Origin of the sequence: Pseudonocardia oceani (assembly GCF_019263585.2) — a bacterium.
In the GTDB taxonomy this organism is placed as follows: domain Bacteria; phylum Actinomycetota; class Actinomycetes; order Mycobacteriales; family Pseudonocardiaceae; genus Pseudonocardia; species Pseudonocardia oceani.
On the sequence record NZ_JADQDF010000001.1, the window covers coordinates 3,246,593 to 3,272,230 of the forward strand.

Genomic DNA, 25,638 nt, shown 5'->3' on the forward strand with positions numbered 1-25,638 from the left:
CCGGAGCCCGTCCCCCGGCCCTGCACCCGGGCCGGGGGACGCGCCGGTCAGGCGCCGTGCTCGCGGGGGCCCGGCTGCGGCGGGCGGTACCCCTGCGTGGTCGGCCCGTCGGCGGGCGGGTTCACCTGCGTCGGGGCGTCGTGGCCGTTGCCCGTGGCGCCGGGGCCGGTCGGCAGGCCCGCCACGCCCTTGGCCTTCTTCGCGACCCCGTCGATCTGGGTGCGGTACTTGCCCTTGGTCTGCTTGTCGACGAAGGCGGCGGCCTGGTCGAGGTACTTGCCCGCCTTGTCCGGGTTGCTCTTCGCGTACCGGCGCGCCGCCTCGGCGGCGGTGGCCAGGGTGGCGAGTCGTCGGAACAGGGCCATGTCGTCCTCCAGGGGGGAATGGTGCACTCACGACGGTCAACGCCGGTGTGGCGCCGCGTGGTTCCCCGGCATACCCGTTCCGGCCCCGGAGATCACACGTCACCACATCGGGATCACCGAGCGTCATTTCACGCAACGGTAAAGGCCTCCAACGTGTCGTCCGGGTGGCGGGATGGCACCATCCCGGCGGTACTCACACCACAGTGGAGGTCCCCCGTGTCCGTCCGTCTCCGTCGTTCCGCCCCGGCCGCGCTGGCGGCCGCTCTCGCCGTCACCCTCGCGGGGTGCGGCGGAGGGGAGACCGCGGCCCCGGCCGCCGCCGGTGGTGTCGAGCTCATCCAGTCCGGTCAGCTCACGACGTGCACCCAGCTGCCCTACGAGCCGTTCCAGTTCCGCCAGGGCGACCAGATCGTGGGCTTCGACGTCGACCTCGTCGACCTGGTGGCGGAGCGCCTCGGTGTCACGCAGCAGATCGTCGAGACCCCGTTCGACAACATCCAGTCCGGGATCGCGCTCGACACCAACCTGTGCGACCTCGGCGCCGCCGCCATGACGATCACCGACGTGCGCGACGAGAACCTCGACTTCTCCGACCCCTACTTCGACGCCACCCAGGCCCTGCTGGTGCCCCCGGGCTCCGACATCGTCGGCGCCGAGCAGCTCACCGGCCGCCGCCTCGGCGTGCAGAACGGCACCACGGGTGCGCAGTACGCCACCGAGAACCTGTCCGGCGCCGAGCTCGTGACCTTCGACGACATCGGCCTGCTGCTCACCGCCGTGCAGACCGGTGACGTCGACGCGGCCATCAACGACAACGCGCCGCTGCTGGACTTCGCGGGCAAGAACCCGGGCTTCGCCGTCACCACCGAGTTCGACACCGGCGAGCAGTACGGCTACGCCGTGAAGACCGGCAACACCGCGCTGGTGGAGGCGATCAACGGCGCCATCGCCGACGCGCGGGCCGACGGCACGTACGACCAGCTGTTCGCCGAGTGGTTCCCCGCGGCGGGCCAGGGCTGACCCTCCGATGGCACTCACCCGACGCCAGCGGGCCCGGGCCGGGCGCGGCGTCCAGTACGCGATCGCGGTCGCCATCCTGCTGGTCGTCGCGTTCACCGCCGACTGGGCGCAGATCGGCCGGTCGTTCTTCGACCTCGAGGTCGCCGCGAGCCTGTTCCCGGACGTCCTCACCGTCGCGCTGAAGAACACGGTCGTCTTCACGTCGCTGGGGTTCCTGCTGGCGCTCGGGCTGGGGCTGGTCCTCGCGCTCATGCGGTTGTCGTCGGTGCGCGTGTACCGCTGGGCGGCCGGGGCCTACATCGAGTTCTTCCGCGGGCTCCCCGCACTGCTCGTGGTGATCGCGATCGGGTTCGGCATCCCGCTGGCGTTCGGGTCCAACCTCGACCGCACGCTGTCGATCACGCTGGCGCTGGGCATCGTCGGCTCGGCCTACATCTCCGAGACGATCCGGGCGGGCATCCAGGCGGTGCCCGCCGGGCAGGTCGAGGCGGCGCGCTCGCTCGGCATGTCGCCGACGCGGACGATGACGTTCATCGTCATCCCGCAGGCCTTCCGCACGGTCCTTCCGCCGCTGACCAACGAGCTGATCCTGCTGACGAAGGACTCCTCGCTCGCGTTCCTGCTCGGCACGACCCTGGAGCAGCAGGAGCTGGCGCAGTTCGGCCGGGCCGCGCTCAACCAGGTGCGCAGCATGACGCCGCTGCTGGTCGTCGGCCTGTGCTACCTGATCATCACCATCCCGCTCTCCTACCTCGCCCGCCGGCTGGAGCGCCGGTACGGCAGCGCGGGGACGCCGAAGGGGGCAGAGGTATGAGCACCGCGACCGGGACCGCGGACGCCGCGGTGCGGATCAGGGACCTGCACAAGTCGTTCGGGTCGGTCGAGGTGCTGCGCGGCATCGACCTGACCGTCGAGCGCGGGGAGGTCGTCTGCATCATCGGGCCGTCCGGCTCGGGCAAGTCGACGCTGCTGCGCTGCGTCAACCTCCTGGAGACGCCGACGAGCGGGTCGGTCGTCGTCGAGGGCCGGGAGATGACAGACCCCGACTGCGAGATCGACGAGGCGCGCCGCTCGGTCGGGATGGTGTTCCAGTCGTTCAACCTGTTCAGCCACCTGTCGGTGCTGGACAACCTGACGATCGCGCAGCGCCGGGTGCTGGGGCGCGACCGGACCGAGGCCGAGGAGATCGCGAAGGCCAACCTCGACCGCGTCGGCCTGGGCGAGCGCGGCTCGGCGCAGCCCTCGCAGCTCTCGGGCGGCCAGCAGCAGCGCGTGGCGATCGCGCGGGCGCTGTCGATGGACCCGACGGTGATGCTGTTCGACGAGCCGACCTCGGCGCTGGACCCGGAGCTCGTCGGCGACGTCCTCGACGTCATGCGCGGCCTCGCGCGCGACGGCATGACGATGCTGGTGGTCACCCACGAGATCCAGTTCGCGCGGGAGGTGGCCGACCGCGTCCTGTTCATCGACGGGGGCCTCGTGGTCGAGCTCGGCCCGCCCGCGGACGTGATCGGCAACCCGCGCGAACCCCGGACCAGGGAGTTCCTGGCCCGGGTGCTCCACAAGCCGGTGGACCCTACTTCGCCAGGGACTCCAGCAGCGCTCGGTTGAACTCCTCCGGGTGCGTCGCGTTGATCGCGTGCGGGCCGTCCTCGATCCCGACCAGCTCACTCCCGCTGATCGCCTCGGCGCTGCGCTTGCCGCTCACCTCGAACGGCACGATCGCGTCGGCGTCACCGTGGATCACGAGCGTCGGCAGTGATCACGGCGACGTCCTCGCGCAGGTCGGTGCGGCCGAACGCGGCGATGCAGTCCAGCGTGCCCTTCGCGGAGGCGCCGGCGGCGATGGCCCTGGCACAGCCTGCCGTTGTCGCCGTGCTTCGCGGCGTAGCGGACGACCTCGCCGCCGCCTATCGAGAACCCGACGAGCGCGGCGTCGGTGACGTCGAGGTGTACGAGCAGCGTCGTGCACGACCTATTCCGCGGTGACCCGTTCGGGGTCGCGCCACCCGTCGAAGGAGAAGGCCAGCAGCCGCCCGCCCCGCACCAGCCGCGGCCCGTCGGTGACGACGACGGTGCCGTCGGGCAGGTCGGTGCCGAGCCAGGTGCGCCGGTGGGCCGCGTGGTCGAGGCCCCGCCCCGGGTCCGGGCGCTCGGCGGCCAGTGCCCGGTTGAGGTCACCCGCCCGCACCGGTGCGCCGACGGCCGCGGCCACCGCCTCCCGCTAGCCCATGTAGGCGGCGTGGCGGCACTCGCCGCAGGCCGGTGCCCCGCAGCGAGCGCCACGGCGTCGTCGAGGAAGAACAGCGGGGTCCACCGGCCCGGCCGGGCGAGCCCGACCCGCCGGTCGCGGAACCGCGTGACGCACGCGCGCGGGGTGGGGCGTGCAGGTCGCCCCACGGGTCGACGCGGTTGCGGCGGGTCATCCGACCGGCCGCGTCAGGACCGGGGGAGGCGGCCCATCAGGAAGAACTCCGGGTTGGGGCGCAGTGCCGTCAGGTGCGCGAGGCGGTTGGACATGGCGAACAGCGCGGTGATCGCGCCGATGTCCCAGATCTCGTCCTCCGACAGCCCCGCCAGGCGGGCGTCGTCGAGCTCGGCGTCGGTGAGCGCGGCGGAGTCGACGGCGATCAGCAGGGCCAGGTCGACGATCGCGCGCTCGCGCGGCGACAGCGCCACGCCGTAGGGGTTGGTGGCGACGCGGTCGGCGATCTCCGGGTCCTTGGTGCGCACCCGCAGGATCGCCCCGTGCGCCACCACGCAGTACGTGCAGCTGTTCGCCCCCGACGTCGCGACGACCACCAGCTCGCGCTCCGCCTTGCTCAGTCCGTCCGAGGACTCCATCAGCGCGTCGTGGTAGTCGAGGAACGCGCGCAGCTCGGCGGGCCGGCGGGCCAGGGCCCGGAACACGTTGGGCACGAAGCCCGACTTCTCCGCGATCGCCCCGATCCGCTCGCGCAGGTCCTCGGGCATGTCGGCCAGCTCCACGTGCCCGAACCGGCTCACTTCGTGCGTCTCTCCCATGGCGTCGACCGTAGTGCCGGGGGAGCATGCTCGTCATGGAACTGCCGGAGGAGATCCGCCACGCCCTGTCGCGGTGGTGCGCGGAACGGATCCCCGAGCGGGAGCGCGAGCACCGCCGGATCGGCTACACCGTGCACGGCGGCGAGGTGACGATCAGCGACCGCCGCGCGCCCGTCCGCCCGGAGCTCGACGTGGAGTGGTCGACGACGCCGCTGGCGCGGCTGCGCGTCGACGACACCGGCCACTGGACGCTGTACCGCCCTGTCGACGGTGGATGGGCCCGCACCTCCGACGGTGCGGACCCGATCGCCCTGCTGGAGGCTCAGGCGCCGGCCTGACCCACCGCCGACACCGCCCCGGGGCGCCCGCCCGGGTGGAACTGCACGACCCGGCCACCGGCCGCCGGCTCCGCCGGACGGCCCTGGATCAGCAGCGCGGAGGCGCGCTGCAGGACGCTGAGCAGCGACGGCGAGCCCAGGGGCTGCTCGTCGGGCGCCACCACGGCGATCATCCGCGGCGCGACGGCCGTGAGCAGGAGCCGCTCGACACCGAGCTGGGCCGCCCCGAGCACGACGACGACGTCGGCGCTGTCGGGCGCGGGCAGCGCGCCGAGCAGGGTCTGGCTGCGGACGAAGCAGGCCAGGCCGTAGGCGCCGGAGTCGCGCTCGTGCAACTCGTCCCACGCGGCCGCCAGCGCGGGCGCGATGGCCCGCAGCCGCCCGAGCAGGGTAGTGCGGCGGACCTCGTCGCGCAGCTCGCGCCGGGCGGCGCCCAGAGCGTCGACGGCGTGCTCGTAGGCGTCGGGATCGCGGCGGCGCAGCGCGGCCACGGCCTGGTGGTGCTCCGGCGCGGTGACGGTACCGACGGCGCGCTCGGCGAGCAGGTCGGCCATCGCGTCGAGCTTGTGGGCGGCCTCCGCGGCCGACCCGTGCTCCTCGTAGTCGAGGATCGCGGCCGAGACGCGCGCCGCGGAGTCGACGTCGGGCACCGACAGCGGCGAGTCGGCGGCCAGGAACAGCACGTCGTGGCGCAGCGAGCCGACGGAGCGGGCCGCGGCTCCCACAAGGGCCAGGCGCTCGACGAGCGGGGCCAGGTCGAGCGGCCCGCGCGGGGCCGGGACGCCCATCTCGGTGCACCCGGCGACGATCCGGCCCAGGCGCTCGGTGAGCTCCATGTGGTCGAGCACGCGGAGCACGTCGGGGGCGGTGACCGGCTCCCGGTCGGCCACCCGGATGCGCCGCAGCACGGGCTGGACGTCGCGCTGGGCCGAGGGTCGGAAGTACGCGCGGGCGCGGCCGCCGGACTCGAGGAACTCGTAGTAGTTGCAGAGCAGGTCGACCGCGTCGGCCGGGAGCGGCCCGAGGAACGACACCGGCGGGGCGTCGCGGCGCTGGTGCGCGATCGTCGCGGCCTGCGCGACGTCCTCCTGCGTGCGGTCGAACACGGCGCGGTGCCGCGTGTGGATCAGGTGCCCGAGCAGCTCCCACTCCCACGGCGACTGGCGGCGGGTGCCCAGCGCGTCGAGCCGCACCGTGACGCAGCGGGCGATCGAGGTGACGGCCTCGCGGCGGTCGGGCTCCACGCGGGAGAGCAGCGCGGGAACGACGGTGCCCGCGTCGTCGGGGCGCCCGGCCTGCGCGGCCTGGCGGCTGAGCTGCCGCACGTCCTCGACGGGCGGCAGCGCGTCGGCGGGGGGCAGGTCCTGCCCGGCCCGCGCCCGCGCCGCCGCGGTGGAGGTGGCCAGCAGGCGACGCAGCTCGCGCAGCTCGCCGTGCGGGACGTCGGGCAGGGCGTCGACCGTGCGGCCGGTGGCCATGTCCATCCGCACCGCGTCGAGCTCGGCGTCGGTCTCGGCGGTGACGACGACGCGGCGGCCGTCGGCGACCAGCGCGGACACCGCGGCGGCCACGGCGGACGGACCGGCCTCGTCGAGTACGACCAGCGCCGTGCCGCGCATCGCCGGCACCACCGAGGTGGGGTCGTCGACCGCGTGGCGCTGGGCGGGCGGGACCTCGGCCACCGACGCGGCGAGTGCCTCGGCGAGACGGCGCAGCCCGGGGGGCGTGGAGCCCGCCCGGACGGTGCGGCCGATCTGCTCCTTGGCCCGGGCCGTGGTGGCCTCGTCCTGGGCCGCCGCCGCGAGGCGGTCGACGAACACCAGGAGGTCGTCGGCGTCCTCTCCGGCGGACGCGCGATCGGGCGCGCTCCCGGGTCCGACATCCATCACCGCGGTCACCTCCGACTGTCGCCGCCCGGCATGGCAGCGATCACCCTTCGTATCGCAGGGGTCCACGGAATGTTGCACCCCGGACGAGTGGCGGGGCAATCATGAGCCGCCGAAAGGTCACTCTCGGCGGTGTCCGGCACTCGAACGAGTGAACGGCCGAACCGAACCCCTCTCTCATCGCGGCCGACCGTCACAGCGCGTCGATGTGAATCACTTATGTCGCCGGGCGGTCGTTCCGGCGCGACCAGCGGTTCAGTGCAGGTCGGCGGCCACGGGCTTGAGGCGATCGGATCCCTCGTCCGCGTGGTAGTCGGCGGGCGAGGTCTGGTCGTCGCCCTCGGCGGTGCCGGCGGCCCGCAGGGCGAACGTGACGAGCACCGCGACCACGAGGTTGAGCACCAGGGCGACGAACCCGACGTAGATGAGCGCCGTCGAGCCGGCGAACGGCTGCCAGCCCAGCAGGTTGATCTTGTCGAGCGCGAGGGCCGAGCCGCCGAAGTGGGCGCGGCCCGCGGCCGGGTTGGGGATCGTGTAGAGCAGGTGGAGGCCGTAGCCCATGCCCACGACCCAGCCGGCCACCAGGGCCCAGCGGTGCAGCCAGCGCGTGTACACCGCGATGGCCACGGCCGGCAGTGTCTGCAGGATGATCACGCCGCCGATGAGCTGCAGGTCGATGGAGAACTGCGGATCGACAGCGACGATGAACAGCACCGCCCCGAACTTCACGACCAGCGACGCGATCTTGGCCTGCTGCGCCTCCTGCTTGGGCGTGGCGTCCTTGCGCAGGTACTCCTTGTAGATGTTGCGCGTCCACAGGTTGGCCGCGGCGATCGACATGATCGCGGCCGGCACGAGCGCGCCGATCCCGATCGCGGCGAACGCCAGGCCCGCGAACAGCGAGCCGAACTCGTTGTCGAACAGCACCGGGATGATGGTGTTGGTGTCCGGGCGGCCGGTGGCGTTGTTCGTGATGGGCGTGACGCCCGCGGCGATGGCCACGTAGCCCAGCAACGCGAGCAGGCCCAGGAGCAGCGAGTACGCGGGCAGCGCCATCATGTTGCGCTTGATCACGTTGCGCCCGCGCGAGGCCAGGATTCCCGTGAGCGAGTGCGGGTAGAGGAACAGCGCCAGCGCCGAGCCCAGGGCCAGGGTGATGTACTGCAGCTGGTTGTTGGCCGTGAGCAGCACGCCGTCGGCGGTCGACTCCGTGGCCTGGAACTTCGCGTCGGCCGCGTCGAAGATCGCGCCCCAGCCGCCGAACTTCGAGGGCAGGTAGACGATGGCCACCAGGATCACGACGTAGATCAGGATGTCCTTGACGAAGGCGATCAGCGCGGGCGCCCGCAGCCCCGACTGGTAGGTGTAGACGGCCAGGATGACGAACGCGACGAGCAGTGGCAGGTGACCGAGCAGCCCGCTGCCGTTGAGGCCCATCGTGCGCAGCACCGCCTCGAGCCCGACGAGCTGCAGCGCGATGTAGGGCATCGTCGCCAGCAGGCCGGTGATCGCGACGATGAAGGCCAGCAGCGACGAGCCGTAGCGCCCGCGCACGAAGTCGGCGGGGGTGACGTAGCCGTGCACCCGCGAGACCGACCAGAGCCGCAGAACCGGCAGGAACACCAGCGGGTAGAGGACCACGGTGTAGGGCAGCGCGAAGAAGCCCATCGCGCCGGCCCCGAACAGCAGCGCGGGGACCGCGACGAACGTGTACGCCGTGTAGAGGTCTCCGCCGACGAGGAACCAGGTGATCCAGGCGCCGAACCTGCGCCCGCCCAGGCCCCACTCGTCGAGGTGGTCGAGGGTGTCGCCGCGCTGCCAGCGCGAGGCGAGGAAGCCCATCACGGTGACGACCAGGAACAGCACCGTGAAGACGATCAGCTCGGTCCACTGGATCATCGCTGGGTCCCCTCGTCCAGGTCGTCGACGTCGGCCGGGGCGCCGGGGGCGACCGGCGCGGGCTCGTCGCGGGTCATCACGTACACGATCGCCACGCAGACGACGCCGACCGGCACCCAGGCGAACTGGGACCAGTAGAAGAAGGGCATGCCGAACACCACCGGCTCCACCGAGTTGAACCACGGCGTGACGAGCATGAGGAACGGGACCAGGAGCAGCAGGTTCCACGCGTTGACGCGGAGCCCGTCCTGGTGACGGGGTGGTCGGCTGGTCGGCTCTGACATGCGTGTGCTCCCGCTGGATCGCAGCGACGGTCGGTGGTCGCAGGGATAGTAGGTCCGACCACCGACGCTCTCGCCCGATGGTGGCGCCACCGTGATCAGCGGCCGGCGCCCGGCGCCGCCCCGGACGCGCGACGGCCCGCCACGCGGGTGCGTGGCGGGCCGTCGGGTCGTGCGGGTCGGTCAGGCGCCGAGGCGGAGCTTGAGGGCCTCGAGCTCGTCGCGCATCGACGTGGGCAGGCCGTCGCCGATCTTGTCGAACCACTCCTCGATGAGCGGGATCTCGGCCTTCCACTCCTCGACGTCGACGGTCAGCGCGGCGTCGATGTCGGCCACGGCGGCGTCGAGGCCGTCGAGGTCGATCTGGTCGGACGTCGGGACGTAGCCGATCGCGGTCTCGGTGGCCGCGGCCTTGCCCTCCATGCGCTCGATGCACCACTTGAGGACGCGGCTGTTCTCGCCGAACCCGGGCCACAGGAACCGGCCCTCGTCACCGCGGCGGAACCAGTTGACGTAGAAGATCTTCGGCAGCTTGTCGGCGTCGGCGCCCTTGCCGATGTTCACCCAGTGCTGGAAGTACTCGCCGACGTTGTAGCCCAGGAAGGGCAGCATCGCCATCGGGTCGCGGCGGACCTGGCCGAGCCCGCCGGCCGCGGCCGCGGTCTTCTCGCTCGACATCGTGGCGCCCATGAAGGTGCCGTGCTGCCAGTCGCGGGCCTCGGTCACCAGCGGCACCGTGGTCTTGCGGCGGCCGCCGAACAGGATCGCCGAGATCGGGACGCCGTTCGGGTCCTCCCACTCCGGGGCGACGACCGGGCACTGCCCGATCGGCACGGTGTAGCGGGAGTTGGGGTGCGCGGCGTCGGTGCCGGACTCGGGCGTCCAGTCGTTGCCCTTCCAGTCCGTCAGGTGCTCGGGCTCGCCCTCGAGGCCCTCCCACCACACGTCGCCGTCGTCGGTCAGCGCGACGTTGGTGAACAGCGCGTTGCCCGCCTCGATGGTGCGCATCGCGTTGGGGTTGGTCTTCCAGTTGGTACCCGGCGCGACGCCGAAGAAGCCGAACTCCGGGTTGACGGCGTAGAGCCGGCCGTCCTCGCCGAAGCGCATCCACGCGATGTCGTCGCCGACGGTCTCGGCGCGCCAGCCGGGGATGGTCGGCTGGAGCATCGCGAGGTTGGTCTTGCCGCAGGCCGACGGGAACGCCGCCGCGACGTAGTAGGCCTTCTCCTCCGGCGAGATGAGCTTGAGGATGAGCATGTGCTCGGCCATCCAGCCCTCGTCGTGGGCGATGGCCGAGGCGATGCGCAGGGCGTAGCACTTCTTGCCCAGCAGCGCGTTGCCGCCGTAGCCGGAGCCGAAGCTCCAGATCTCGCGGGTCTCGGGGAAGTGCGAGATGTACTTGGTCTCGTTGCAGGGCCACGCGACGTCGGCCTGGCCCGGCTCGAGCGGGGCGCCGACGGAGTGCACGCACTTCACGAAGGAGTCGCCGCGGTCGGAGAACAGCGGGAGCACGGTGGCGCCCATCCGCGTCATGATCTTCATCGACGCGACGACGTACTCCGAGTCGGTGATCTCCACGCCCAGCATCGGCGGGGTGGCGTCGAGCGGGCCCATGCAGAACGGGATGACGTACATCGTGCGCCCGCGCATGCTGCCGCGGTACAGCTCCGACATCGTCGACTTCATCTCGGCCGGATCGACCCAGTTGTTCGTCGGACCCGCACCCGACGGCTCGGCGGAACAGATGAACGTGCGCTCCTCGACGCGCGCCACGTCATCGGGATCGGAAGCCGCGTAGAAAGAATTCGGTTTCTTCTCGAGTCGCGTGAAGGTGCCGGCCTCGACGAGAGCGGACGTCATCCGCTCCCACTCCTCCTCGGAGCCGTCGACCCACACGACGCGGTCCGGCGTGGTCAGTTCGGCCACCTCGCGGACCCACGAGAGCAGTCGCGTGTTGTCGGTCGGCGCCTCGTCGAGCCCTGGCACGGTGGCTGCTGTCATGTCGTCCTGTCTCCTCACCGGCGGACCGGGTTCTGCGGGAACGCTGCGCACGCCCGAGCCGGAACGGGTCGGACGTGCCTGTCGAAGATGAATAGCGACGGTACCGGCGGTGTCCGGCTTTCCCCACCGCTGGCCGATGTCGATTGACTCACAGGACCGATCAACTAATCGATTCAGAAGTGGTCAGCGCGCTATTTCCGACAGCGTCGTAGTGACGAGCGCGACGTTGTGCGGGTGCCGCCGCCGTGCCGCGCTCCGTGTGGACCGCCGGGCCCCCCGCGCGTAGCGTTCCGTGCGTATCCGGTCGCACCGAGGGAGCGCGCACACCATGAGCGACACCGGCATGTACGTCACGCTGCTCGTCGTGTCCATCGCGCTCACGTTCCTGGTGGGGCGGCTCCTGGTCACGGCGGGGGAGCCCTTCCTGCAGGAGGTGTTCCAGGACACCAAGGTCACGCGGTCGGTGAACCTGCTGCTGTCCGTGCTGTTCCACCTGATCACCCTCGGCGTGCTGGCGATCATCTCGGTGGCCGACTTCGCCGACGGCCAGGAACCCCTGCAGACGTTCGTCGTCAAGCTCGGTGTGGTGCTGCTCGTCCTCGGGCTCGCCTACGGCATCTCGATGCTCGTGCTCATCCGCGTCCGGGAGCGCCGCCGCGCCGACCAGGTCTCCGAGCAGGTGCAGGAGCGGCTGGCCGAGCGTTCGGCGCCCGCTCCGCGCCCCGTCGTCGAGCCGCAGATCAGCACCCAGCCGGTGATCCCCAAGCGCCAGACCTGAGCCGGTGCTGCGGCTCCCCGCGCCGTGCCTGGTGGTGCTGGCCGGGCCTGGTCGACGCGGGCCCGCTGGAGCGGATGGCGCCGGTCATCGCGGCGTTCCGCTGACCCCCGTCGCCCTCAGCCCCGTCGCGCTGCCTCCCGGGCGCAGGCCGAGCACGACCACCACGGCGACGGCGACGAGCACCGCCGCGCCGACGAGCGCGGTGACGCCGACCCCGGCGTCGAACGCGGCGCGGGCCGAGTCGAGCAGCGCCTGCCCGTCGTGGCCGGGCACGCGCGCGGCGGTGCCGACCGCGCCGCCCAGCGTCTCGTGCGCGGCGTCGGCCCACTCCGGACCGATGCTGGTCGGCACGACCACGCCGCCGCGGTAGGCGGCGGCCAGCACGCTGCCGAGCACCGCGGTGCCGAGCACCGCGCCGATCTCGTAGGCCGTCTCCGACACCGCCGACGCCGATCCCGCGCGGTCGGCCGGGACGGCGGTGAGGATCGCGTCGTTGGTGATCGTCTCCGAGAGCCCGATGCCGGCGCCCACGAGCACCGCGGCGGCCGCGAGCAGGCCGACCTCGGGCGTCGCGGCGAGCAGGTAGCCGGCCGCGGCGAGCAGCAGCCCGACGGGCACGAGCACGCGCAGCGGGAAGCGCCGTGCGAGGCGGCTGGCCACCAGGCCCGCGACCATCGTCGTCGCGAAGCCGGGTAGCAGGACCAGCCCGGCGTCGAGGGGGTCGAGGCCGGCCACGAGCAGCAGGTGCTGCGCGGAGAAGAACAGCAGGCCCGTCAGCGCGAACATCGTCGTCGCGTTGGCCAGCGCCGACAGCCGCAGGACCGGGGACGCGAACAGGGTGACGTCGAGCAGCGGCTCCTCGCCCGCCGCGATCCGCGCCTTCGCGCGCCGGACGAACAGCACGGCCGACCCGGCGCCGACGAGCAGCGCGAGCACCGCCGTCGCGGTGACGCCGTCGTGCGCCACGGTCTTGACCGCGAGCACGGTCGGGCCCATCGCGAGCAGCGACAGCAGCACCCCGAGCGGGTCGAGCCGCCCGGGCGCCGCCATCCGCGACTCGGGCAGCAGCACGGCCCCGAGCACCAGGATCAGCAGCATCAGCGGCACGTTCACCAGGAACACCGCGCCCCACCAGAAGTGGGCGAGCAGCAGCCCGCCGACGATCGGGCCGACGGCCGCGCCCGCCGCGAACCCGGTGGCCCACACCGCCACGGCCAGGCGGCGCTGCGTGCGGTCGGGGAACAGCGTGCGGAGCAGGGCGAGCGTCGCGGGCATGAGCATGGCGCCGAAGAAGCCCAGCAGGGCGCGGGCGGCCACGAGGTGCACGGCGTCCGTGGCGAAGGCGGCGGCCAGCGAGACCGCGCCGAAGCCGGCGACCCCGATCAGCAGCGTGCGGCGGCGGCCGATGCGGTCGCCGAGCGTGCCCATCGTGACGAGCAGGCCGGCGAGGACGAGCGGGTAGGCGTCGACGATCCAGAGCTGCTCGAGGGCCGACGGCGCCAGTGCCTCGCTGATCGCGGGGAGCGCGAAGCCCAGGACGGTGTTGTCGATCGCCACCAGCAGCGTGGGGAGGAACAGCACGGCGAGGCCGAGCCAGGCGCGTGCACCGGCGCGCGGGGGCGCGGCGGGGAAGAGGACGGTGGCGTTCACGTCAGTACTATACCGTCTGGACGGTACAGAGATTCCCGGCCGGGCGCCGTCGTGGCGCACCCCACCCCTCCTAGACTCCGACGATGACCGGAGCCCGGGACCGCGTGCTCGACGCCTACGAGACGCTCCTGATCGACCACGGCCCCGGATCGGCCACGCTCGACGCCGTCGCCGCGGCCGCCGAGGTGTCCAAGGGCGGGCTGCTCTACCACTTCGCGTCGAAGGACGCGCTGGTCACGGGCCTGCTCGACCGCCTGCGCGAGCGCAGCGCCGCCGACGCCGACGCGATCCGCAGCGCCCCGGACGGCGCCGTGGCCTACTACCTGCGCACGTCCGCGCCCGGCGGCGGCGTCCCGGGCGGCGTCACGCGCACCTACCTCGCCGTCCTGCGCATCTCCGACGGCAGCGCGACCGGGCAGGAGGTGCGTGACGTGCTGGCGGTGGTCGACGCCGACGCCTTCGCCGCGCTCCGGGCCGAGCTCGAGGACCCGGTGCTCGCCTGGCTCGCCCAGCTCGTGGGCGACGGCCTGTACCTGCGCACCCTCACCGGCACCCCCCTGCCCCCCGGGCTCGGGGTGGAGGACCTGCTGGCGAGGATGCGGCGGTACCTGCCGGGGGCGGAGGCCTGAGCGCGGGTGCGGGTCCTAGCCGAAGATCCACCTCGACGTCGCCCGCACCAGCGACGGGGTCGGCTCCACCTGCACCGGCCGCCGGGCGATCTCCGGCACCGGGATGGGCAGACGGTGGGTCGTGACGTTCCAGTAGCGGCTCTCCGGGTCGCCCGCCCGCCACGCGTTGGCCAGGCGCGCGATGGCGTCGGCGTCGGCCCGGCGGCGGGGGCGCGGACGCATGCCGCAGCGCTCGCGGACCTCGCGGTCGAGCGTTCGCCAGGCGTCGTCGGCGGTGGTGTGCACGCTGACGGTGGGCTCACCGTCGGTCTGGCCGACCAGCAGCGTGTAGGCGCTGACCATCTCGTAGGACACGGGCAGGGCCCCTCTCGGGCTCGAACCGGGATTCCCGCGACGTCGTCGGCGCGCTGGCACAGTCAACGACACCGACCCCGCCCGGGCCCCCCTCGGCGCGCCGATCGTCGCCCGATGGTGTCCATCACGCGCTGTGTGCAACCGGTCACCCTGGACGGGTGACCGGACGGATCGCCGGACGGGTGGCCCCCGTCGAGGAACCGCTCACCGGCCCGGTGGCTCACCTGCCCAGCGACACCGACGACATCGTGAAGTCCGGGACCCGCACCGCCGGCATCGCCGCGCGCGTGAACCAGTCCTTCCACTCCCGCGGCAGCGTCCGCCCGGTGGCGCCGACCTCGGTGGCCGAGCGCAGGACGTCGAGCGGGGAGTGGTTGAAGCGGAAGTTGTGGTCGACCTCGCCGACGATCTCGCCGCCCTCCACCAGGTACACGCCGTCGCGGGTGAGGCCGGTGAGCAGCAGCGTGGCCGGGTCGACGAGCCGGATGTACCAGAGGCAGGTGAGCAGCAGGCCGCGGTCGGTGCGGGCGACCATGTCCTCCAGCGAGGCGTCCGACCCGCCGGTGAGCAGCAGGTTGTCGCCGCCCGGGGTGAAGGTCGTGCCGAACTCGGCGGCCTCCGCGCGGGAGTAGCCGAGCTCGCTGATGACGCCCTCGCGGACCCAGTCGACGCGCCGCGTGGGCGCGCCGTTGTCGAACACCGACACCGCGTCGCCGGAGCGGGTCGTCGACAGGAAGGGCTCGTACTCCAGGCCCGGCGCGGCGGGGTCGCAGGCGAGGGTGAGCGGCAGGTCGGTGAGGCGCTCGCCGACGCGCGGGCCGTCCGGCCCGGACAGCGCGCTGCGGCCCTCCTGCGCCGGGCGCCCGTCCATCGACCACGCCAGGTAGATCATCAGGTCCGACACCGCCGACGGCGGCAGCAGCGTCTCGTACTTCCCCGCCGGCAACGTGACGCGCCGCTTCCCCCACTCGAGGCGGCGGGCGGCCTGCGCCGCGAGGTCGACGACGTCGACGTCGGTGAAGTCGGCCGTCGACGCCCCCACCCACGCCGACCCCGACAGGTCCCGGGTCTTGGCGTTGAGCTCCACCGACCCCGTCGGCTGCACCCAGCGGCGCCGCACGCCGGCCGAGGTGCCCAGCCACGTCGTCGTCAGCTCGTGGCTGGCGAACCCGTACTGGCGCTGCGGCCCGGCGAGCACCTCGGCCAGGCCCTCGGCGAACGCGGAGTACACGCCGATCGACGTCTCGACCGCGGGGTCGTCCCAGGCCGCATCGGTGGTGGTGGGCTCGGGCAGCGGCATGGCGTCCTGCGCGGGGCCGGCGTCGCGCGCCGAGGCCTCCGCCGCGGCCACCAGCTCGTCGAGCCGGGCCGGGTCGGTGATCGTCACCCCGGTGCTGACGACGCCCGCCGCCGTGCCGCCCTCGACGGCCACCAGCGCGACCACGCTCACGCGCGCCGCGGTCGTGTGCCCGTTGGTCGTCATCGTGGAGTTGGCCCAGCGCAGCACGGCCTCGCTCGACTCCTGCACCAGCACGGCGCACCCGTGCAGGTGCGCGGCCGCCGCCAGCGTCCGCTCGATGATCTCCTGCGCCCTCACGAGCCCTCCTCCTGCGTGTTGAGCACGTTCACGCCGCGGAAGCGCGCCGACGGGCAGCCGTGGCTCACCGCCGCCACCTGCCCGGGCTGGGCCTTCCCGCAGTTCATCGCGCCGTGCAGCACCCACGTCGACGGGCCGCCGACGGCGTCGAGCGAGCCCCAGAAGTCGGTGGTCGTGGCCTGGTAGGCGACGTCGCGGAGCTGCCCGGCGAGCTGCCCGTCCTCGATCCGGTAGAACCGCTGGCCGGTGAACTGGAAGTTGTAGCGCTGCATGTCGATCGACCACGACTTGTCGCCGACGACGTAGATCCCCCGCTCCACGCCCGCGATCAGCTCCTCGGTCGACGTGTCGCGCACCGGGTCGGGCCGCAGCGACACGTTCGCCATCCGCTGGATCGGCACGTGGTGCGGGGAGTCGGCGAACGCGCAGCCGTTGGAGCGCTCCAGCCCCAGGCGCGGGGCGAACGTGCGGTCGAGCTGGTAGCCGACCAGCACGCCGTCGCGCACGAGGTCCCACTCGGTGGTGGCGACGCCGTCGTCGTCGTAGCCGACGGTGGCGAGCCCGTGCGGGACGGTCCGGTCACCGGTGACGTGCATGTGCTCGGAGCCGTAGCGCAGCGTGCCGAGCAGGTCGGGCGTGGCGAAGCTGGAACCCGCGTAGGCGGCCTCGTAACCGATCGCGCGGTCGTACTCGGTGGCGTGTCCGACCGACTCGTGGATGGTGAGCCAGAGGTTCGTCGGGTCGATGACCAGGTCGTACGCCCCCGCGGTGACGCTGGGCGCCTTCGTCTTCTCCGCCAGCAGGCCGGGCACCTCGGCGAGCTCGGCGTCCCAGTCCCATCCGGTGCCGGTGAGGTACTCCCAGCCGCGGCCGGCGGGCGGGGCGAGGCTGCTCATCGTCTCGAACGCCCCGGCGCCCCGGTCGACGGCGGTGGCGGTGAACGCCGGCGCGATCCGCACGCGCTGCTGGGTCGTGCGGGTGCCGGTGAGGTCGGCGTAGAACTTGTTCTCCCGCACCTGCGCGACGCCCGCGTGGACGTGGTCGACGCCGTCGGAGGCCAGCAGGCGCTGCGACCACTCGGTGAGCAGCCCGACCTTGTCGCGGGTCGGGACGTCGAACGGGTCGACGTCGTAGGCCGAGATCCACTCGACGCCCGCGTGCACCGGCTCGTCGGCCCGCTCCACCCGCTCGACCGCGACGGGCGCCAGCGTCCGCGCGACGGCCACCGCCCGCTCGGCGGTGGCGGCGGCCCGGTCGGGGGTGAGGTCGCCGTGCGAGGCGAAGCCCCACACCCCGTCGACGATCACGCGGACCGCCAGCCCGACGGCCACGTCGTCGGCGACGCCGGTGACACGGCCGTCGCGCAGGTCGACCGACTGGGAGACGATCCGCTCGACCCGCAGGTCGGCGTGCTGGGCCCCGAGGTCGCGGGCGCGGGACAGGGCGGCGTCGGCGAGCGCGGCGAGCGGGATGCCCGCGAACACCGGGTCCAGGTCTGGCATGCCCCGAACCTATCCGGCGCCGTGGCCGCCTCGCCCCGGCTGTCCCGCTTCGGCGACCATCCGCGCGTAGCGGGTGCCCGCGGCCAGCAGCACCAGCCCGGCGCCGAGGAACGCGGCGACCTGCGCCAGCCCGTCGAGCACCACCAGGTCGAACAGGACCAGCTTGGCGACGGCGCCCGCCACCAGCACCAGCCCGGTCACCCGCAGCGCGGGGCGGCGCAGTCCGCGGGCCAGCAGCACGAGCGCCACCACCGTCCAGGACACCGTGACGATCGCGTGCCCGACGGTGAACGCGGTGCGCTCGGGCGAGACCAGCAGCGCCAGCGAGACGATCAGCCCGGCCGTGGCGTACAGCCCGGCGACGCCGAGCGGCGCCCAGATGCCGGCCGTCGCGGAGTCGGGGCGCACCAGCCGCAGCCGCCCGCCGGCCACCGTGAGCGCGACGGAGGCGAGCAGCACCAGCAGCGACACCACGACCCCGCCGACGATCTCGGCGGTCTGGCCCCGCCCGTCGACGAGGTAGGGGTACTGCGGGAAGTCGACCAGCGCGGTGATCGGGGCGTCGACGGCGACCGCCAGCAGCGTCCCCACCAGCCAGAACCCGCCGGCGACGACGAGCGGCAGCCGGTCGCGCACGGCCACGGCGGTGCCGGCCAGCGCGACCGCGACCACCAGCAGCGTGCCCGTGGCGACCGGTCCGTCGAGGGCGACGAGCACCGCCTCGAGGACGGCCACCGCGGCGACCGCGACCAGCGCGGTGCGCAGCCGCGCGCCGACCCCGGGCACCGCCAGCAGCGCGAGCGCCAGCAGCCCGGCGGCCGCGGCGATCCCGGCGCCGCCCCAGCCGTCGACCTCGGGGCCGAGCACCAGCGCGGGCAGGACGGCGAGGGCGACGAGCCCGCCGACCACGCCGTCGGGCAGGCGGCGCACCGCGAGGGCGGCGCCGGCCAGGCCGAGCAGCGTGGTGGCGAGGACGGCGAGGATCCGCCACGGGTCGCTGTCGAACACGACGACCGACGCGGTCAGCGCGGGACCGGCGGCGGCGAGCAGCGCGGGCCAGGACCAGCCGCGGCGCAGCGCCACGACGGCCACCGCGACCTGCAGCGCCAGCAGCAGCGCGACGAGCAGCGGACCCTCGACGAGCACCGGCGCGAGCACCGCACCGCCGAGGACGATCCCGGACGCGAGCAGCGCCGAGCGCCAGCGGTCGGCCAGCGCGAGCCCGGCCGCGGCGACCACCAGGGCGAGCAGCACGGCGAGCGGCTCGACCAGCCCGAGCAGCCGGTTCGCGGCCGCGACCACCAGGTACAGGGCGGCGAACCCGGTGCCGGCCACGGCCAGCGCCCCGCCGCGGCGGGTCTCGACGCGGTGCATCCACGTCCCGAACGCCACGAGCACCACGCCGAGCACGGCGCCGGACCACACCCGCGCGGCAGGCGAGCCCCAGCCCCGCGACGCGGCCAGCGCCAGGAACAGCACCACGCCCAGCAGCGTCATCGCGCCACCGGTCCAGGCCAGGAGCCTGGCGCCGTTCGCCGTGGCCCGCGAGGCCGGGGCGGGAGCGCCCGGCGCAACCGGAGGGCGGCCCCACCCGGTGGGCAGGCCCGTGGGCCACGGTGCCGGCCGGCCCTGGGCCTGGTTCTGGTCCTGGTTCCGGGGAGCCCAGGACGGCGCGCCCGGTCCGGTCTGCGGTCCCCACGCCGGAGCCCCGGGCGGCGGGCCCCACGCGGGGGCCTGCGGCGACGGGCCCCAGGACGGCGCGGCCGGGCGCTCCAGCACGCTCGTGACTGCGTCGGCGTCGGCGTGGGCGTCGGAACCGGCCGTGGCGGGTGCGTCGGCGCCCGCAGCGGTGCTCGGCTGCGCGTCCGGCACGCCGAACGCCTGCAGCCGGGCCTCGACGCTGTCGAGCCGCCTGCCCAGGCTCGCGAGCTCCGCGGCGAGATCGGGTGTGCTGGTCATGGCGCCCATGATCGGTCCGCGCGGCCCGGACCGGATGCGTACGGCTACGCGCCCGGGGTCACGGATCGGTCACGGCCATCGCGGCAGCAGGCGCAGCAGCACGTCGACCAGGCTCGGGGGATCGTCGTCGCAGTCGCGGACGTCGGTGCTGCCGTCGGCGTGCAGGGCGACCGTGCGGTCGGCGAGGCCGTCGGCGTCGAGGTCGACGTGCAGCAGCAGGTCGCCCGCCGGGTGCTCGGTGAACACCGAGTCCGCGGTGCCGTCGCCGTCGGTGTCGAGGCCGTCGGTGACGTCGGCGCACGGCGGCGGGTCGTCGTCGGGGACCGAGCGGGGGTCACGGGACATCGACGGCCTCCCGGGCGGGGGTGAGCAGGGCGAGCTCGGCCCCGACCGCGGCGCGGCGCCGGGCCAGCGCCGCATCGAGGCGGGCGCCCGCGCCGGCCGTGCGGGCGGCGGTGCGGCGGGTGAGCTCGGCGTCGAGGCGGGCGTGCGCGGCGGCCAGCAGGTCGGTGCCCCACCGGTGCAGCCGGGCGCGGTCGGCGGCGGCGCGGCGGGAGCGGACGACGGCGACGAGCACCAGCACGGCCGTCCCGACCGCGGGCAGCAGCACCGACGGCCCCGCGAACCCCGACAGCCCCGCCAACCCCGACAGCGGTGCGACGGCCAGCGGCAGCACCGCGAGCCGCCACGTCCCGGCGTCGGCCAGGGCCTCGACGACGCGGGTGCGGCGGGGCGGGGACGGTTCGGCGGCCGGCGGCGGGGGCGGGTCGTCCGGCGGTGCCGGCAGCGCGACGCCCCGGTCGGCCGCCGTGCCGCGCTCGGCGGCCACGGCGCGCTCGGACCAGGCGGCGCACGCCGCGACCTCGACGGCGCGGGCCGCGGCGGCCACCGCCCCGGCGGGGTGCCCGTCGAGGGTGCGGCGCACGTCGGCGAAGTCGGCCGCGGCCTGCGCTAGCGCGGTGGCGCGGGCGGCGGCGAGGGCGTCGCGCAGGTCGGCGCGGGCGGGCGTGAGCAGCGCGAGGTCGGCGCGCAGCTCGTGGCGCCGGGCGCGCACGGCGTCGGCGAAGCGGTCGGGCATGGCGGGCAGGGTGGCAGGGCGGGTACCGGCGCGGGGCCGAACGGGAGAACGGTGTGCGATCGTGAACGGCCCCTGCCCCGCCTGCGGCTCACCGCCCCGCCTGTGAAGGAGCCCGCGTGATCACGCGCCCGCCGACCGGCGCGCCCACCGAGGCCCGGCCCTCCGCCCGCATCACGAGCTTCGTGCACCACCGCGCGCGGTTGACCGAGGGTCAGCAGCGGGCCTGGGACCGCTCGTGGCCGGTGCTCGGGCGCGACGTCGCCGACCTCGTCGCGGGCACCGCTCCCTACGACCCGGCGGCCTGGTTCGGCCGCGAGGCGCCGCTCGTCCTGGAGATCGGCTCCGGCATGGGCGAGTCGACGGCGGCGCTGGCCGCGGCCGCACCGGAGCGCGACCACCTCGCCGTCGAGGTCTTCGAGCCCGGCCTCGCGCAGCTGCTCATGCGGGTCGAGGAGCTCGGGCTGACGAACCTCGCGCTGCTGCGCGGCGACGCCGTCGAGCTGCTGCGGACGCGGGTGCCGGAGGCGTCGCTCGCGGCCGTCCGCATCTTCTTCCCCGACCCCTGGCCCAAGCGCAAGCACCGCAAGCGGCGCCTCGTCCAGCCCGAGGTGGCGGCCCTCGTCGCCTCCCGGCTGGAGCCCGGCGGCACCCTGCACCTGGCCACGGACTGGGACGACTACGCCACCCAGATGCGTACTGTGTGTGACGGGGAACACCTGCTGGAGAACACGGCGGCGTCCCGTCCGGGTGGGTGGACGCCGCGCCCGGTGTGGCGCCCCGTGACCAAGTTCGAGCACCGTGCGCACCAGGAGGGCCGCGACGTGCACGACCTCGTCTATCGGCGTCGTTGCGCCGAGCGCACTGGCGATCACGCTTCGTGACCGTGTAGGAAGGTCAACGGCCCCGGTACGGGGAACGGGCAAGAGCGAGAGCGGGGCGTGCGTGACGGCGTTGGTGGATGGGAACACCCTTGTGCCGGCGCCGCGGACCTGCCCGGTCAGCCACGCGTCCGGGCTCCTGGAGGAGTCGGCGCTGGTCGAGGCGGCGACGACGTTCCTGGCGCAGTTCCACGACGAGACCACCCCGGCGCAGACGCTGGAGGGCCGCCTCGACGAGGTGCGCCGCGAGATCGAGGACACCGGGACCTACGTCCACACCACCGACGAGCTGACGTTCGGCGCGCGGGTGGCGTGGCGCAACGCGGCGCGCTGCATCGGTCGGCTCTACTGGAACAGCCTGCGCGTCCGCGACCGCCGGACGGTCACCGAGCCCGCCGAGGTCGCCGCCGAGTGCGTCGAGCACCTGCGCGACGCCGGGCGCGACGGCCGCATCCGCTCCACCCTCACCGTCTTCGCGCCCGACCGCCCCGGCGACCCCGGGCCGCGCATCCACAACGAGCAGCTCGTCCGCTACGCCGGGCACCGCACGGCGAGCGGGCAGGTCCGCGGCGACGGCCGGTACGCCGACTTCACCGACCGGGTCGTCGCGATGGGCTGGCAGCGGCCCGACCCGCCCGGCCGGTTCGACGTGCTGCCGCTGGTCGTCTCCCGCGGCGACGCCGAGCCCGAGCTCCACGAGGTCCCCGCCGACGCCGTGCTCGAGGTGCCGCTCCACCACCCCGACCACGCCTGGTTCGCCGACCTGCGCCTGCGCTGGCACGCGGTGCCCGCGATCAGCAACATGCCGCTGGAGGTCGGCGGCATCACCTACCCCGCCGCCCCGTTCAACGGCTGGTACCTGGGCACCGAGATCGGCGCCCGCAACCTCGTCGACGCCGACCGCTACGACCTGCTGCCCGTCATCGCCGACCGCCTCGGCCTCGACACCAGCTCCGAGCGGACGCTGTGGCGGGACCGCGCGCTGGTGGAGATGGTCCGGGCGGTGCAGCACTCGTTCGACAGCGCCGGCGTGACGATGGCCGATCACCACACCGAGTCCCAGCGCTTCCTCACCCACGTGGCGCGCGAGGAGAACGCCGGCCGGAAGTGCCCGGCCGACTGGAGCTGGATCGTGCCGCCGGTGAGCGGTGGCCTGACGCCGGTGTACCACCGGTACTACGACGAACCCGACCCGACGACGCGCCCGGCCTACCTCACCCCGTGAGTGGATACGGGTGCTCCGGCACTCGTTTCCGCTCACGGGTCAGGTGGGCGGTGCCAGCCCCGGCACCTGGCGCGTCCGGCCCCGGAGCTCCGCGACCACCGCGTCGCCCGCCCGCACCGTGACGTCGTAGAGCCCGGAGCGCCCGGTCAGCGCCCGCTCGGCCGCCGTGGCCACCAGTTCCTCGCCCAGCGCCCCGGGCCGCAGGAACGCGATGTCGGCGCCCTGGGCCAGCGCGGAGACGCCGTGGCTGTTCGACGCGTAGGCCAGCGCGGCGTCGGCGAGCAGGAACACGAAGCCGCCGTGGCAGATGCCGTGGCCGTTGAGGTGCTGCTCGGTGACCACCATCGCGACGCTCGCCGACCCCGGTCCGACCTCGACGAGCCGGACCCCCGCGCCGTGCGCGGCGGAATCGTTGCGCGCCATGGCGTCGGCGGTGCGGCGGGCCACCGCGGTGGCGTCGGGGAGCTCGTCCATCGTGGCGCGACCCTATCCCGGGGCGGGGGATAGGGTCGCGGCCATGACGAGCCCCGCGCCGACCTCGCCGCCCGCACCCCGGGTGCTGCTGGTCTGGGACGCGCCCAACATGGACATGAGCCTGGGCTCGCTCCTCGGCGCCCGGCCGACGGCGGCCTTCCGCCCGCGCTTCGACGCCGTCGGCCGCTGGCTGCTCGACCTCGCCGGCCCGGACGCGCTCGCCGAGGCCACGGTCTTCACCAACGTCGTGCCCGGCAGCACCGAGGTCGTCCGCCCGTGGGTGGAGGCGCTGCGCAACGTCGGCTTCGCGGTCTTCGCCAAGCCCAAGATCACCGACGACTCCGACGTCGACGACGACATGCTCGCCCACATCCGCCTGCGCGCCGACGAGGGCCTGCTCGAGCACGTCGTCGTGGCCTCGGGCGACGGCCGCGCGTTCCGCGAGCCGCTCGAGCAGCTGCGGGCCAAGGGCACCTACGTCACGGTCATCGGCTTCCGCGAGCACGCCACGTTCGCGGTGGCGTCGGACGTGATGGAGTTCGTCGACCTCGAGGAGATCGACGGCGTCTTCCGCGAGCCCCTCCCGCGGATCACGCTCGACTCGCTGCCCGACGGCGGCGCCTGGCTGCCCCCGTTCCGCTCGCTGCGCTCGCTGCTCGAGCCCCGCCGGTGACGCGCTTCACCGCGCCGGTCGTGCTCCCCTGCGACCCGGCGTGCTCGGTGCTGCGCGACGCGGTCGTCGACGTCGGCGCCGACGGCCGCATCACCTTCGTCGGCCCGCGCGCCACCGCCCCGCCGACGGACGACGCGGTGCGCGCGCTGCCCGGGGTCCTGCTGCCCGGGCTGGTCAACACGCACGCGCACACCCCGATGCTCGCGCTGCGCGGCGCCGGCGGTGACCTGCCGCTGCTGCGCTGGCTGCACGAGATCATGTGGCCGATGGAGGCCCGCCTCACCGGCGACGACGTGCGCGTCGCGATGACCGCGGGCGGCGTCGAGATGCTGCGCACCGGCTGCACGACGAGCGTCGAGATGTACTTCCACACCCGGGCGGTCCTCGACGCCGTCGACGCCGTCGGCTCCCGCGTCGTGCTGACGCCCGGCGTCATCGCCGCACCCGGCTGGGACCGCCTCGGCTCCTGGGAGCGGATGCGTGACGACATCTCCGCCCGGATCGACGCCGACGGACTCGTGAACGGGCGCGTCGAGCTCGGCTACGGGCCGCACTCGGCGTACACGCTGCCGCCCGAGGCGCTCGCGTCGATCGGCGAGCACGCGCGGGCCCGCGGCGCGCTGCTGCACGTGCACGTCGCCGAGGCGGCCGAGGAGGACGCGGACGCCCGCGCCTCGCACGGCTCGGTGCCCGCGCTGCTCGACTCCCTCGGCGTCCTCGACGGCCGCGTCCTGGCCGCCCACTCGATCCAGCTCTCCGACGACGACATCGCGCTGTTCGGCGCGCGCGGCACCGCCGTCGCGCACTGCCCGGGTTCCAACGCCAAGCTCGCGGCCGGGGTCGCGCGGATCACCGCGCTGCGCCGCGCCGGGGTGCGGGTCGGGCTGGGCACCGACGGCCCGGCGTCGGGCGACGACCTCGACGTCTGGGCCGAGGCGCGCCTCGCCGGCCTCCTCGCGCGCGTCACGAGCGGCGACGCCGCCGCGCTCACCGCGTCGGAGCTGCTGCTGATGGCCACCCGCGACGGTGCCGCCGCGATCGGCCGCGACGACCTCGGTGCGCTGGAGCCGGGCCGCCACGCCGACCTCGTGCACGTCGACCTCGACGATCCCGTCTTCACCGACCCCGCCGACGACGCGCAGCTCCTGTCGAACCTGGTGTGGGCGGGCGGCTCCCGCCTCGTTCGGGACGTGTGGGTGGCCGGGGAGCAGGTCCTGGCCGACGGCGAGCCGACGCGCGTGCGGCGGTCCGACACCACGGCCGCGATCCGCGGGGTGGCGGCACGCCTGCGCCCCTGAGGCACGACCCGCAGGCCCCCCGGACGCACGGAGGCCGGTGGCCGCGGGTGCGCGGCGATCCGTCGTCGCCGTTCCCCACGGGCCACCGGCCCCTGGTCCTGCGTGCCCTGGTCCTGCGTGCCCTGGTCCTGCGTGCCCTGGTCCTGCGTGCGGTCCGCTCCCCAGCCGACCGCACAGCCCCGCCCGGCACGAACCCCGGACGCGGTCGTCTCAGCGGCTCCCGGCGGTCTCCAGCCGGAAGTGGTGCCGGCCGCCCCCGCGCGGCTCGACGAGCGCGTGGGCGCCCGACTCGGTCGTCGCCGACCGGCGCCGCCGCGGCGCGCGCGTCGGCAGGACCGGTGAGGGCGCCGCGGCGGCGGCGAAGGCCTGCACCGGGATGGGCGCCGTGAGCGGGTCGCGGCGGAACTCGTCGACGGCGTCGCGGCCCGGCGCCTCGCCGCTGCGGAGCGCGTGGCGCCGGCTCCGCGCCTCCCGCTCGTGCGCCGACGGCTCGACCTGCCGGCCGCGCCAGTCGACGCGGTTGAGCGAGTGGAAGATCGGCGTCAGCACCGCATCCTCGTCGACGGCGTGCCGCCCCGCGGCCCCGCCTCCGCGTGCGGCCGCTCGCCGCTCGCCGTAACCCCTGATCCAGTCCGACACACGCCACCTCCGCTGCTCCTGCGTGCGCCGCAGTGATCCTGCTACCGGCCCACGACGTCTGGGCCGTTCAGCGCACTCACACACCACAAC

28 protein-coding genes are annotated in these 25,638 nt (G+C 74.4%); 11 read left to right on the forward strand and 17 right to left on the reverse strand.

The features are described from left to right. Positions 1–47: 47 nt before the first annotated feature. Positions 48–365, reverse strand: coding sequence for an antitoxin (locus I4I82_RS34785; protein ID WP_218595840.1), 318 nt, complete (start codon positions 363–365; stop codon positions 48–50). 216 nt (positions 366–581) lie between these two features. On the opposite strand from I4I82_RS34785, the gene I4I82_RS16280 reads away from it, so the two are divergent. The 3 genes from I4I82_RS16280 to I4I82_RS16290 are packed head-to-tail and all read left to right on the forward strand — an operon-like array spanning position 582 to position 2,996. Continuing rightward, entirely contained in the window at positions 582–1,385 is an 804-nt protein-coding gene (locus I4I82_RS16280; RefSeq protein WP_226370090.1) for a transporter substrate-binding domain-containing protein, read from the forward strand. 7 nt (positions 1,386–1,392) lie between these two features. After that, on the forward strand, positions 1,393–2,199 hold the full coding sequence (locus I4I82_RS16285; protein WP_218589236.1) for an amino acid ABC transporter permease: 807 nt from the start codon (positions 1,393–1,395) through the stop codon (positions 2,197–2,199). After that, positions 2,196–2,996, forward strand: a complete 801-nt coding sequence (locus tag I4I82_RS16290) for an amino acid ABC transporter ATP-binding protein (protein WP_218589235.1) — start codon at positions 2,196–2,198, stop codon at positions 2,994–2,996. Before I4I82_RS16285 ends, I4I82_RS16290 begins: the two co-directional genes overlap by 4 nt. Here the strand turns inward: I4I82_RS16290 and I4I82_RS16295 are convergent. Continuing rightward, entirely contained in the window at positions 2,962–3,132 is a 171-nt protein-coding gene (locus I4I82_RS16295; protein ID WP_218589234.1) for an alpha/beta fold hydrolase, read from the reverse strand. The two genes, I4I82_RS16290 and I4I82_RS16295, sit on opposite strands and share 35 nt — an antisense overlap. Positions 3,133–3,143: 11 nt before the next feature. Between I4I82_RS16295 and I4I82_RS16300 the strand changes: the two genes are divergently transcribed. Continuing rightward, a complete protein-coding gene (locus tag I4I82_RS16300) occupies positions 3,144–3,374 on the forward strand; it encodes a hypothetical protein (protein ID WP_218589233.1) in 231 nt (76 codons plus the stop codon). Here I4I82_RS16300 and I4I82_RS16305 read toward each other — a convergent pair. Together I4I82_RS16305 and I4I82_RS16310 are read right to left on the reverse strand one after the other, a co-directional pair. Beyond that, the gene (locus I4I82_RS16305; RefSeq protein WP_218589232.1) at positions 3,361–3,600 is read right to left on the reverse strand and encodes a hypothetical protein; all 240 of its coding nucleotides are present in this window, start codon (positions 3,598–3,600) and stop codon (positions 3,361–3,363) included. The two genes, I4I82_RS16300 and I4I82_RS16305, sit on opposite strands and share 14 nt — an antisense overlap. Before the next feature lie 224 nt (positions 3,601–3,824). Continuing rightward, positions 3,825–4,409 carry a peroxidase-related enzyme gene (locus I4I82_RS16310; protein ID WP_218589231.1) on the reverse strand — a complete coding sequence of 195 codons (585 nt, stop codon included), beginning with the start codon at positions 4,407–4,409 and terminating at the stop codon, positions 3,825–3,827. Positions 4,410–4,444: 35 nt separating this feature from the next. Between I4I82_RS16310 and I4I82_RS16315 the strand changes: the two genes are divergently transcribed. Next, positions 4,445–4,747: a DUF3024 domain-containing protein gene (locus I4I82_RS16315; protein ID WP_218589230.1), complete on the forward strand. Its 303-nt coding sequence runs from the start codon at positions 4,445–4,447 to the stop codon at positions 4,745–4,747. On the opposite strand, the gene I4I82_RS16320 is transcribed toward I4I82_RS16315, so the two are convergent. From I4I82_RS16320 to I4I82_RS16335, 4 genes are all read right to left on the reverse strand, one after another. Next, a complete protein-coding gene (locus I4I82_RS16320) occupies positions 4,732–6,633 on the reverse strand; it encodes a hypothetical protein (RefSeq protein ID WP_218589229.1) in 1,902 nt (633 codons plus the stop codon). The genes I4I82_RS16315 and I4I82_RS16320 overlap by 16 nt on opposite strands. A gap of 255 nt (positions 6,634–6,888) precedes the next feature. Further along, on the reverse strand, positions 6,889–8,532 hold the full coding sequence (mctP, locus tag I4I82_RS16325) for a monocarboxylate uptake permease MctP (protein ID WP_218589228.1): 1,644 nt from the start codon (positions 8,530–8,532) through the stop codon (positions 6,889–6,891). Continuing rightward, a complete protein-coding gene (locus I4I82_RS16330; protein ID WP_218589227.1) occupies positions 8,529–8,816 on the reverse strand; it encodes a DUF3311 domain-containing protein in 288 nt (95 codons plus the stop codon). The genes mctP and I4I82_RS16330 overlap by 4 nt, the downstream gene beginning before the upstream one ends. A 180-nt stretch (positions 8,817–8,996) precedes the next feature. Next, positions 8,997–10,814, reverse strand: coding sequence for a phosphoenolpyruvate carboxykinase (GTP) (locus I4I82_RS16335; protein WP_218589226.1), 1,818 nt, complete (start codon positions 10,812–10,814; stop codon positions 8,997–8,999). Positions 10,815–11,142: 328 nt separating this feature from the next. Between I4I82_RS16335 and I4I82_RS16340 the strand changes: the two genes are divergently transcribed. Next, a complete protein-coding gene (locus tag I4I82_RS16340) occupies positions 11,143–11,592 on the forward strand; it encodes a hypothetical protein (RefSeq protein WP_218589225.1) in 450 nt (149 codons plus the stop codon). A gap of 84 nt (positions 11,593–11,676) precedes the next feature. Here I4I82_RS16340 and I4I82_RS16345 read toward each other — a convergent pair whose 3' ends face one another. Then, positions 11,677–13,242 (reverse strand): MFS transporter, encoded by a 1,566-nt coding sequence (locus I4I82_RS16345; protein WP_218589224.1) that lies wholly within the window; start codon positions 13,240–13,242, stop codon positions 11,677–11,679. Positions 13,243–13,325: 83 nt separating this feature from the next. Between I4I82_RS16345 and I4I82_RS16350 the strand changes: the two genes are divergently transcribed. Beyond that, a complete protein-coding gene (locus I4I82_RS16350) occupies positions 13,326–13,871 on the forward strand; it encodes a TetR/AcrR family transcriptional regulator (protein WP_218589223.1) in 546 nt (181 codons plus the stop codon). A 15-nt stretch (positions 13,872–13,886) separates the two neighbouring features. On the opposite strand, the gene I4I82_RS16355 is transcribed toward I4I82_RS16350, so the two are convergent. From I4I82_RS16355 to I4I82_RS16380, 6 genes are all read right to left on the reverse strand, one after another. Next, on the reverse strand, positions 13,887–14,225 hold the full coding sequence (locus tag I4I82_RS16355; protein ID WP_218589222.1) for a hypothetical protein: 339 nt from the start codon (positions 14,223–14,225) through the stop codon (positions 13,887–13,889). 220 nt (positions 14,226–14,445) lie between these two features. Beyond that, positions 14,446–15,822, reverse strand: coding sequence for a metallopeptidase TldD-related protein (locus tag I4I82_RS16360; RefSeq protein ID WP_218589221.1), 1,377 nt, complete (start codon positions 15,820–15,822; stop codon positions 14,446–14,448). Continuing rightward, a complete protein-coding gene (locus tag I4I82_RS16365) occupies positions 15,819–17,324 on the reverse strand; it encodes a TldD/PmbA family protein (RefSeq protein ID WP_218589220.1) in 1,506 nt (501 codons plus the stop codon). The genes I4I82_RS16360 and I4I82_RS16365 overlap by 4 nt, the downstream gene beginning before the upstream one ends. Before the next feature lie 9 nt (positions 17,325–17,333). After that, positions 17,334–19,283, reverse strand: coding sequence for a DUF2339 domain-containing protein (locus I4I82_RS16370; RefSeq protein WP_218589219.1), 1,950 nt, complete (start codon positions 19,281–19,283; stop codon positions 17,334–17,336). 69 nt (positions 19,284–19,352) lie between these two features. Continuing rightward, on the reverse strand, positions 19,353–19,628 hold the full coding sequence (locus tag I4I82_RS16375; protein WP_218589218.1) for a hypothetical protein: 276 nt from the start codon (positions 19,626–19,628) through the stop codon (positions 19,353–19,355). Then, a complete protein-coding gene (locus I4I82_RS16380; protein WP_218595841.1) occupies positions 19,618–20,361 on the reverse strand; it encodes a hypothetical protein in 744 nt (247 codons plus the stop codon). The genes I4I82_RS16375 and I4I82_RS16380 overlap by 11 nt, the downstream gene beginning before the upstream one ends. Before the next feature lie 119 nt (positions 20,362–20,480). On the opposite strand from I4I82_RS16380, the gene trmB reads away from it, so the two are divergent. Both trmB and I4I82_RS16390 read left to right on the forward strand, forming a co-directional pair. Next, positions 20,481–21,242, forward strand: a complete 762-nt coding sequence (trmB, locus tag I4I82_RS16385; protein ID WP_372452461.1) for a tRNA (guanosine(46)-N7)-methyltransferase TrmB — start codon at positions 20,481–20,483, stop codon at positions 21,240–21,242. Positions 21,243–21,333: 91 nt separating this feature from the next. Then, the gene (locus tag I4I82_RS16390) at positions 21,334–22,464 is read left to right on the forward strand and encodes a nitric oxide synthase oxygenase (protein WP_218592448.1); all 1,131 of its coding nucleotides are present in this window, start codon (positions 21,334–21,336) and stop codon (positions 22,462–22,464) included. A gap of 39 nt (positions 22,465–22,503) precedes the next feature. Here the strand turns inward: I4I82_RS16390 and paaI are convergent, their stop codons facing one another. Next, positions 22,504–22,938, reverse strand: a complete 435-nt coding sequence (gene paaI, locus I4I82_RS16395) for a hydroxyphenylacetyl-CoA thioesterase PaaI (protein WP_218592447.1) — start codon at positions 22,936–22,938, stop codon at positions 22,504–22,506. 43 nt (positions 22,939–22,981) lie between these two features. Between paaI and I4I82_RS16400 the strand changes: the two genes are divergently transcribed. Further along, the gene (locus I4I82_RS16400; protein WP_218592446.1) at positions 22,982–23,611 is read left to right on the forward strand and encodes an NYN domain-containing protein; all 630 of its coding nucleotides are present in this window, start codon (positions 22,982–22,984) and stop codon (positions 23,609–23,611) included. Continuing rightward, the gene (locus I4I82_RS16405; RefSeq protein WP_218592445.1) at positions 23,608–24,909 is read left to right on the forward strand and encodes an amidohydrolase family protein; all 1,302 of its coding nucleotides are present in this window, start codon (positions 23,608–23,610) and stop codon (positions 24,907–24,909) included. The genes I4I82_RS16400 and I4I82_RS16405 overlap by 4 nt, the downstream gene beginning before the upstream one ends. Before the next feature lie 210 nt (positions 24,910–25,119). Here I4I82_RS16405 and I4I82_RS16410 read toward each other — a convergent pair whose 3' ends face one another. After that, positions 25,120–25,458 (reverse strand): hypothetical protein, encoded by a 339-nt coding sequence (locus I4I82_RS16410; RefSeq protein ID WP_218592444.1) that lies wholly within the window; start codon positions 25,456–25,458, stop codon positions 25,120–25,122. Positions 25,459–25,638 lie beyond the last annotated feature (180 nt).

Excerpts from the sequence above, each read along its gene's own strand:
- I4I82_RS16400 (WP_218592446.1), top strand. The coding sequence starts at position 22,982 with ATGACGAGCCCCGCGCCGACCTCGCCGCCCGCACCCCGGGTGCTGCTG.
- I4I82_RS16370 (WP_218589219.1), bottom strand. The coding sequence starts at position 19,283 with ATGACCAGCACACCCGATCTCGCCGCGGAGCTCGCGAGCCTGGGCAGG.
- I4I82_RS16290 (WP_218589235.1), top strand. The coding sequence starts at position 2,196 with ATGAGCACCGCGACCGGGACCGCGGACGCCGCGGTGCGGATCAGGGAC.
- I4I82_RS16375 (WP_218589218.1), bottom strand. The coding sequence starts at position 19,628 with ATGTCCCGTGACCCCCGCTCGGTCCCCGACGACGACCCGCCGCCGTGC.
- I4I82_RS16320 (WP_218589229.1), bottom strand. The coding sequence starts at position 6,633 with ATGGATGTCGGACCCGGGAGCGCGCCCGATCGCGCGTCCGCCGGAGAG.
- I4I82_RS16380 (WP_218595841.1), bottom strand. The coding sequence starts at position 20,361 with ATGCCCGACCGCTTCGCCGACGCCGTGCGCGCCCGGCGCCACGAGCTG.
- I4I82_RS16315 (WP_218589230.1), top strand. The coding sequence starts at position 4,445 with ATGGAACTGCCGGAGGAGATCCGCCACGCCCTGTCGCGGTGGTGCGCG.
- paaI (WP_218592447.1), bottom strand. The coding sequence starts at position 22,938 with ATGGACGAGCTCCCCGACGCCACCGCGGTGGCCCGCCGCACCGCCGAC.
- I4I82_RS16330 (WP_218589227.1), bottom strand. The coding sequence starts at position 8,816 with ATGTCAGAGCCGACCAGCCGACCACCCCGTCACCAGGACGGGCTCCGC.
- I4I82_RS16340 (WP_218589225.1), top strand. The coding sequence starts at position 11,143 with ATGAGCGACACCGGCATGTACGTCACGCTGCTCGTCGTGTCCATCGCG.
- I4I82_RS16285 (WP_218589236.1), top strand. The coding sequence starts at position 1,393 with ATGGCACTCACCCGACGCCAGCGGGCCCGGGCCGGGCGCGGCGTCCAG.
- mctP (WP_218589228.1), bottom strand. The coding sequence starts at position 8,532 with ATGATCCAGTGGACCGAGCTGATCGTCTTCACGGTGCTGTTCCTGGTC.
- I4I82_RS16350 (WP_218589223.1), top strand. The coding sequence starts at position 13,326 with ATGACCGGAGCCCGGGACCGCGTGCTCGACGCCTACGAGACGCTCCTG.
- I4I82_RS16310 (WP_218589231.1), bottom strand. The coding sequence starts at position 4,409 with ATGGGAGAGACGCACGAAGTGAGCCGGTTCGGGCACGTGGAGCTGGCC.
- I4I82_RS16335 (WP_218589226.1), bottom strand. The coding sequence starts at position 10,814 with ATGACAGCAGCCACCGTGCCAGGGCTCGACGAGGCGCCGACCGACAAC.
- I4I82_RS34785 (WP_218595840.1), bottom strand. The coding sequence starts at position 365 with ATGGCCCTGTTCCGACGACTCGCCACCCTGGCCACCGCCGCCGAGGCG.
- I4I82_RS16365 (WP_218589220.1), bottom strand. The coding sequence starts at position 17,324 with ATGCCAGACCTGGACCCGGTGTTCGCGGGCATCCCGCTCGCCGCGCTC.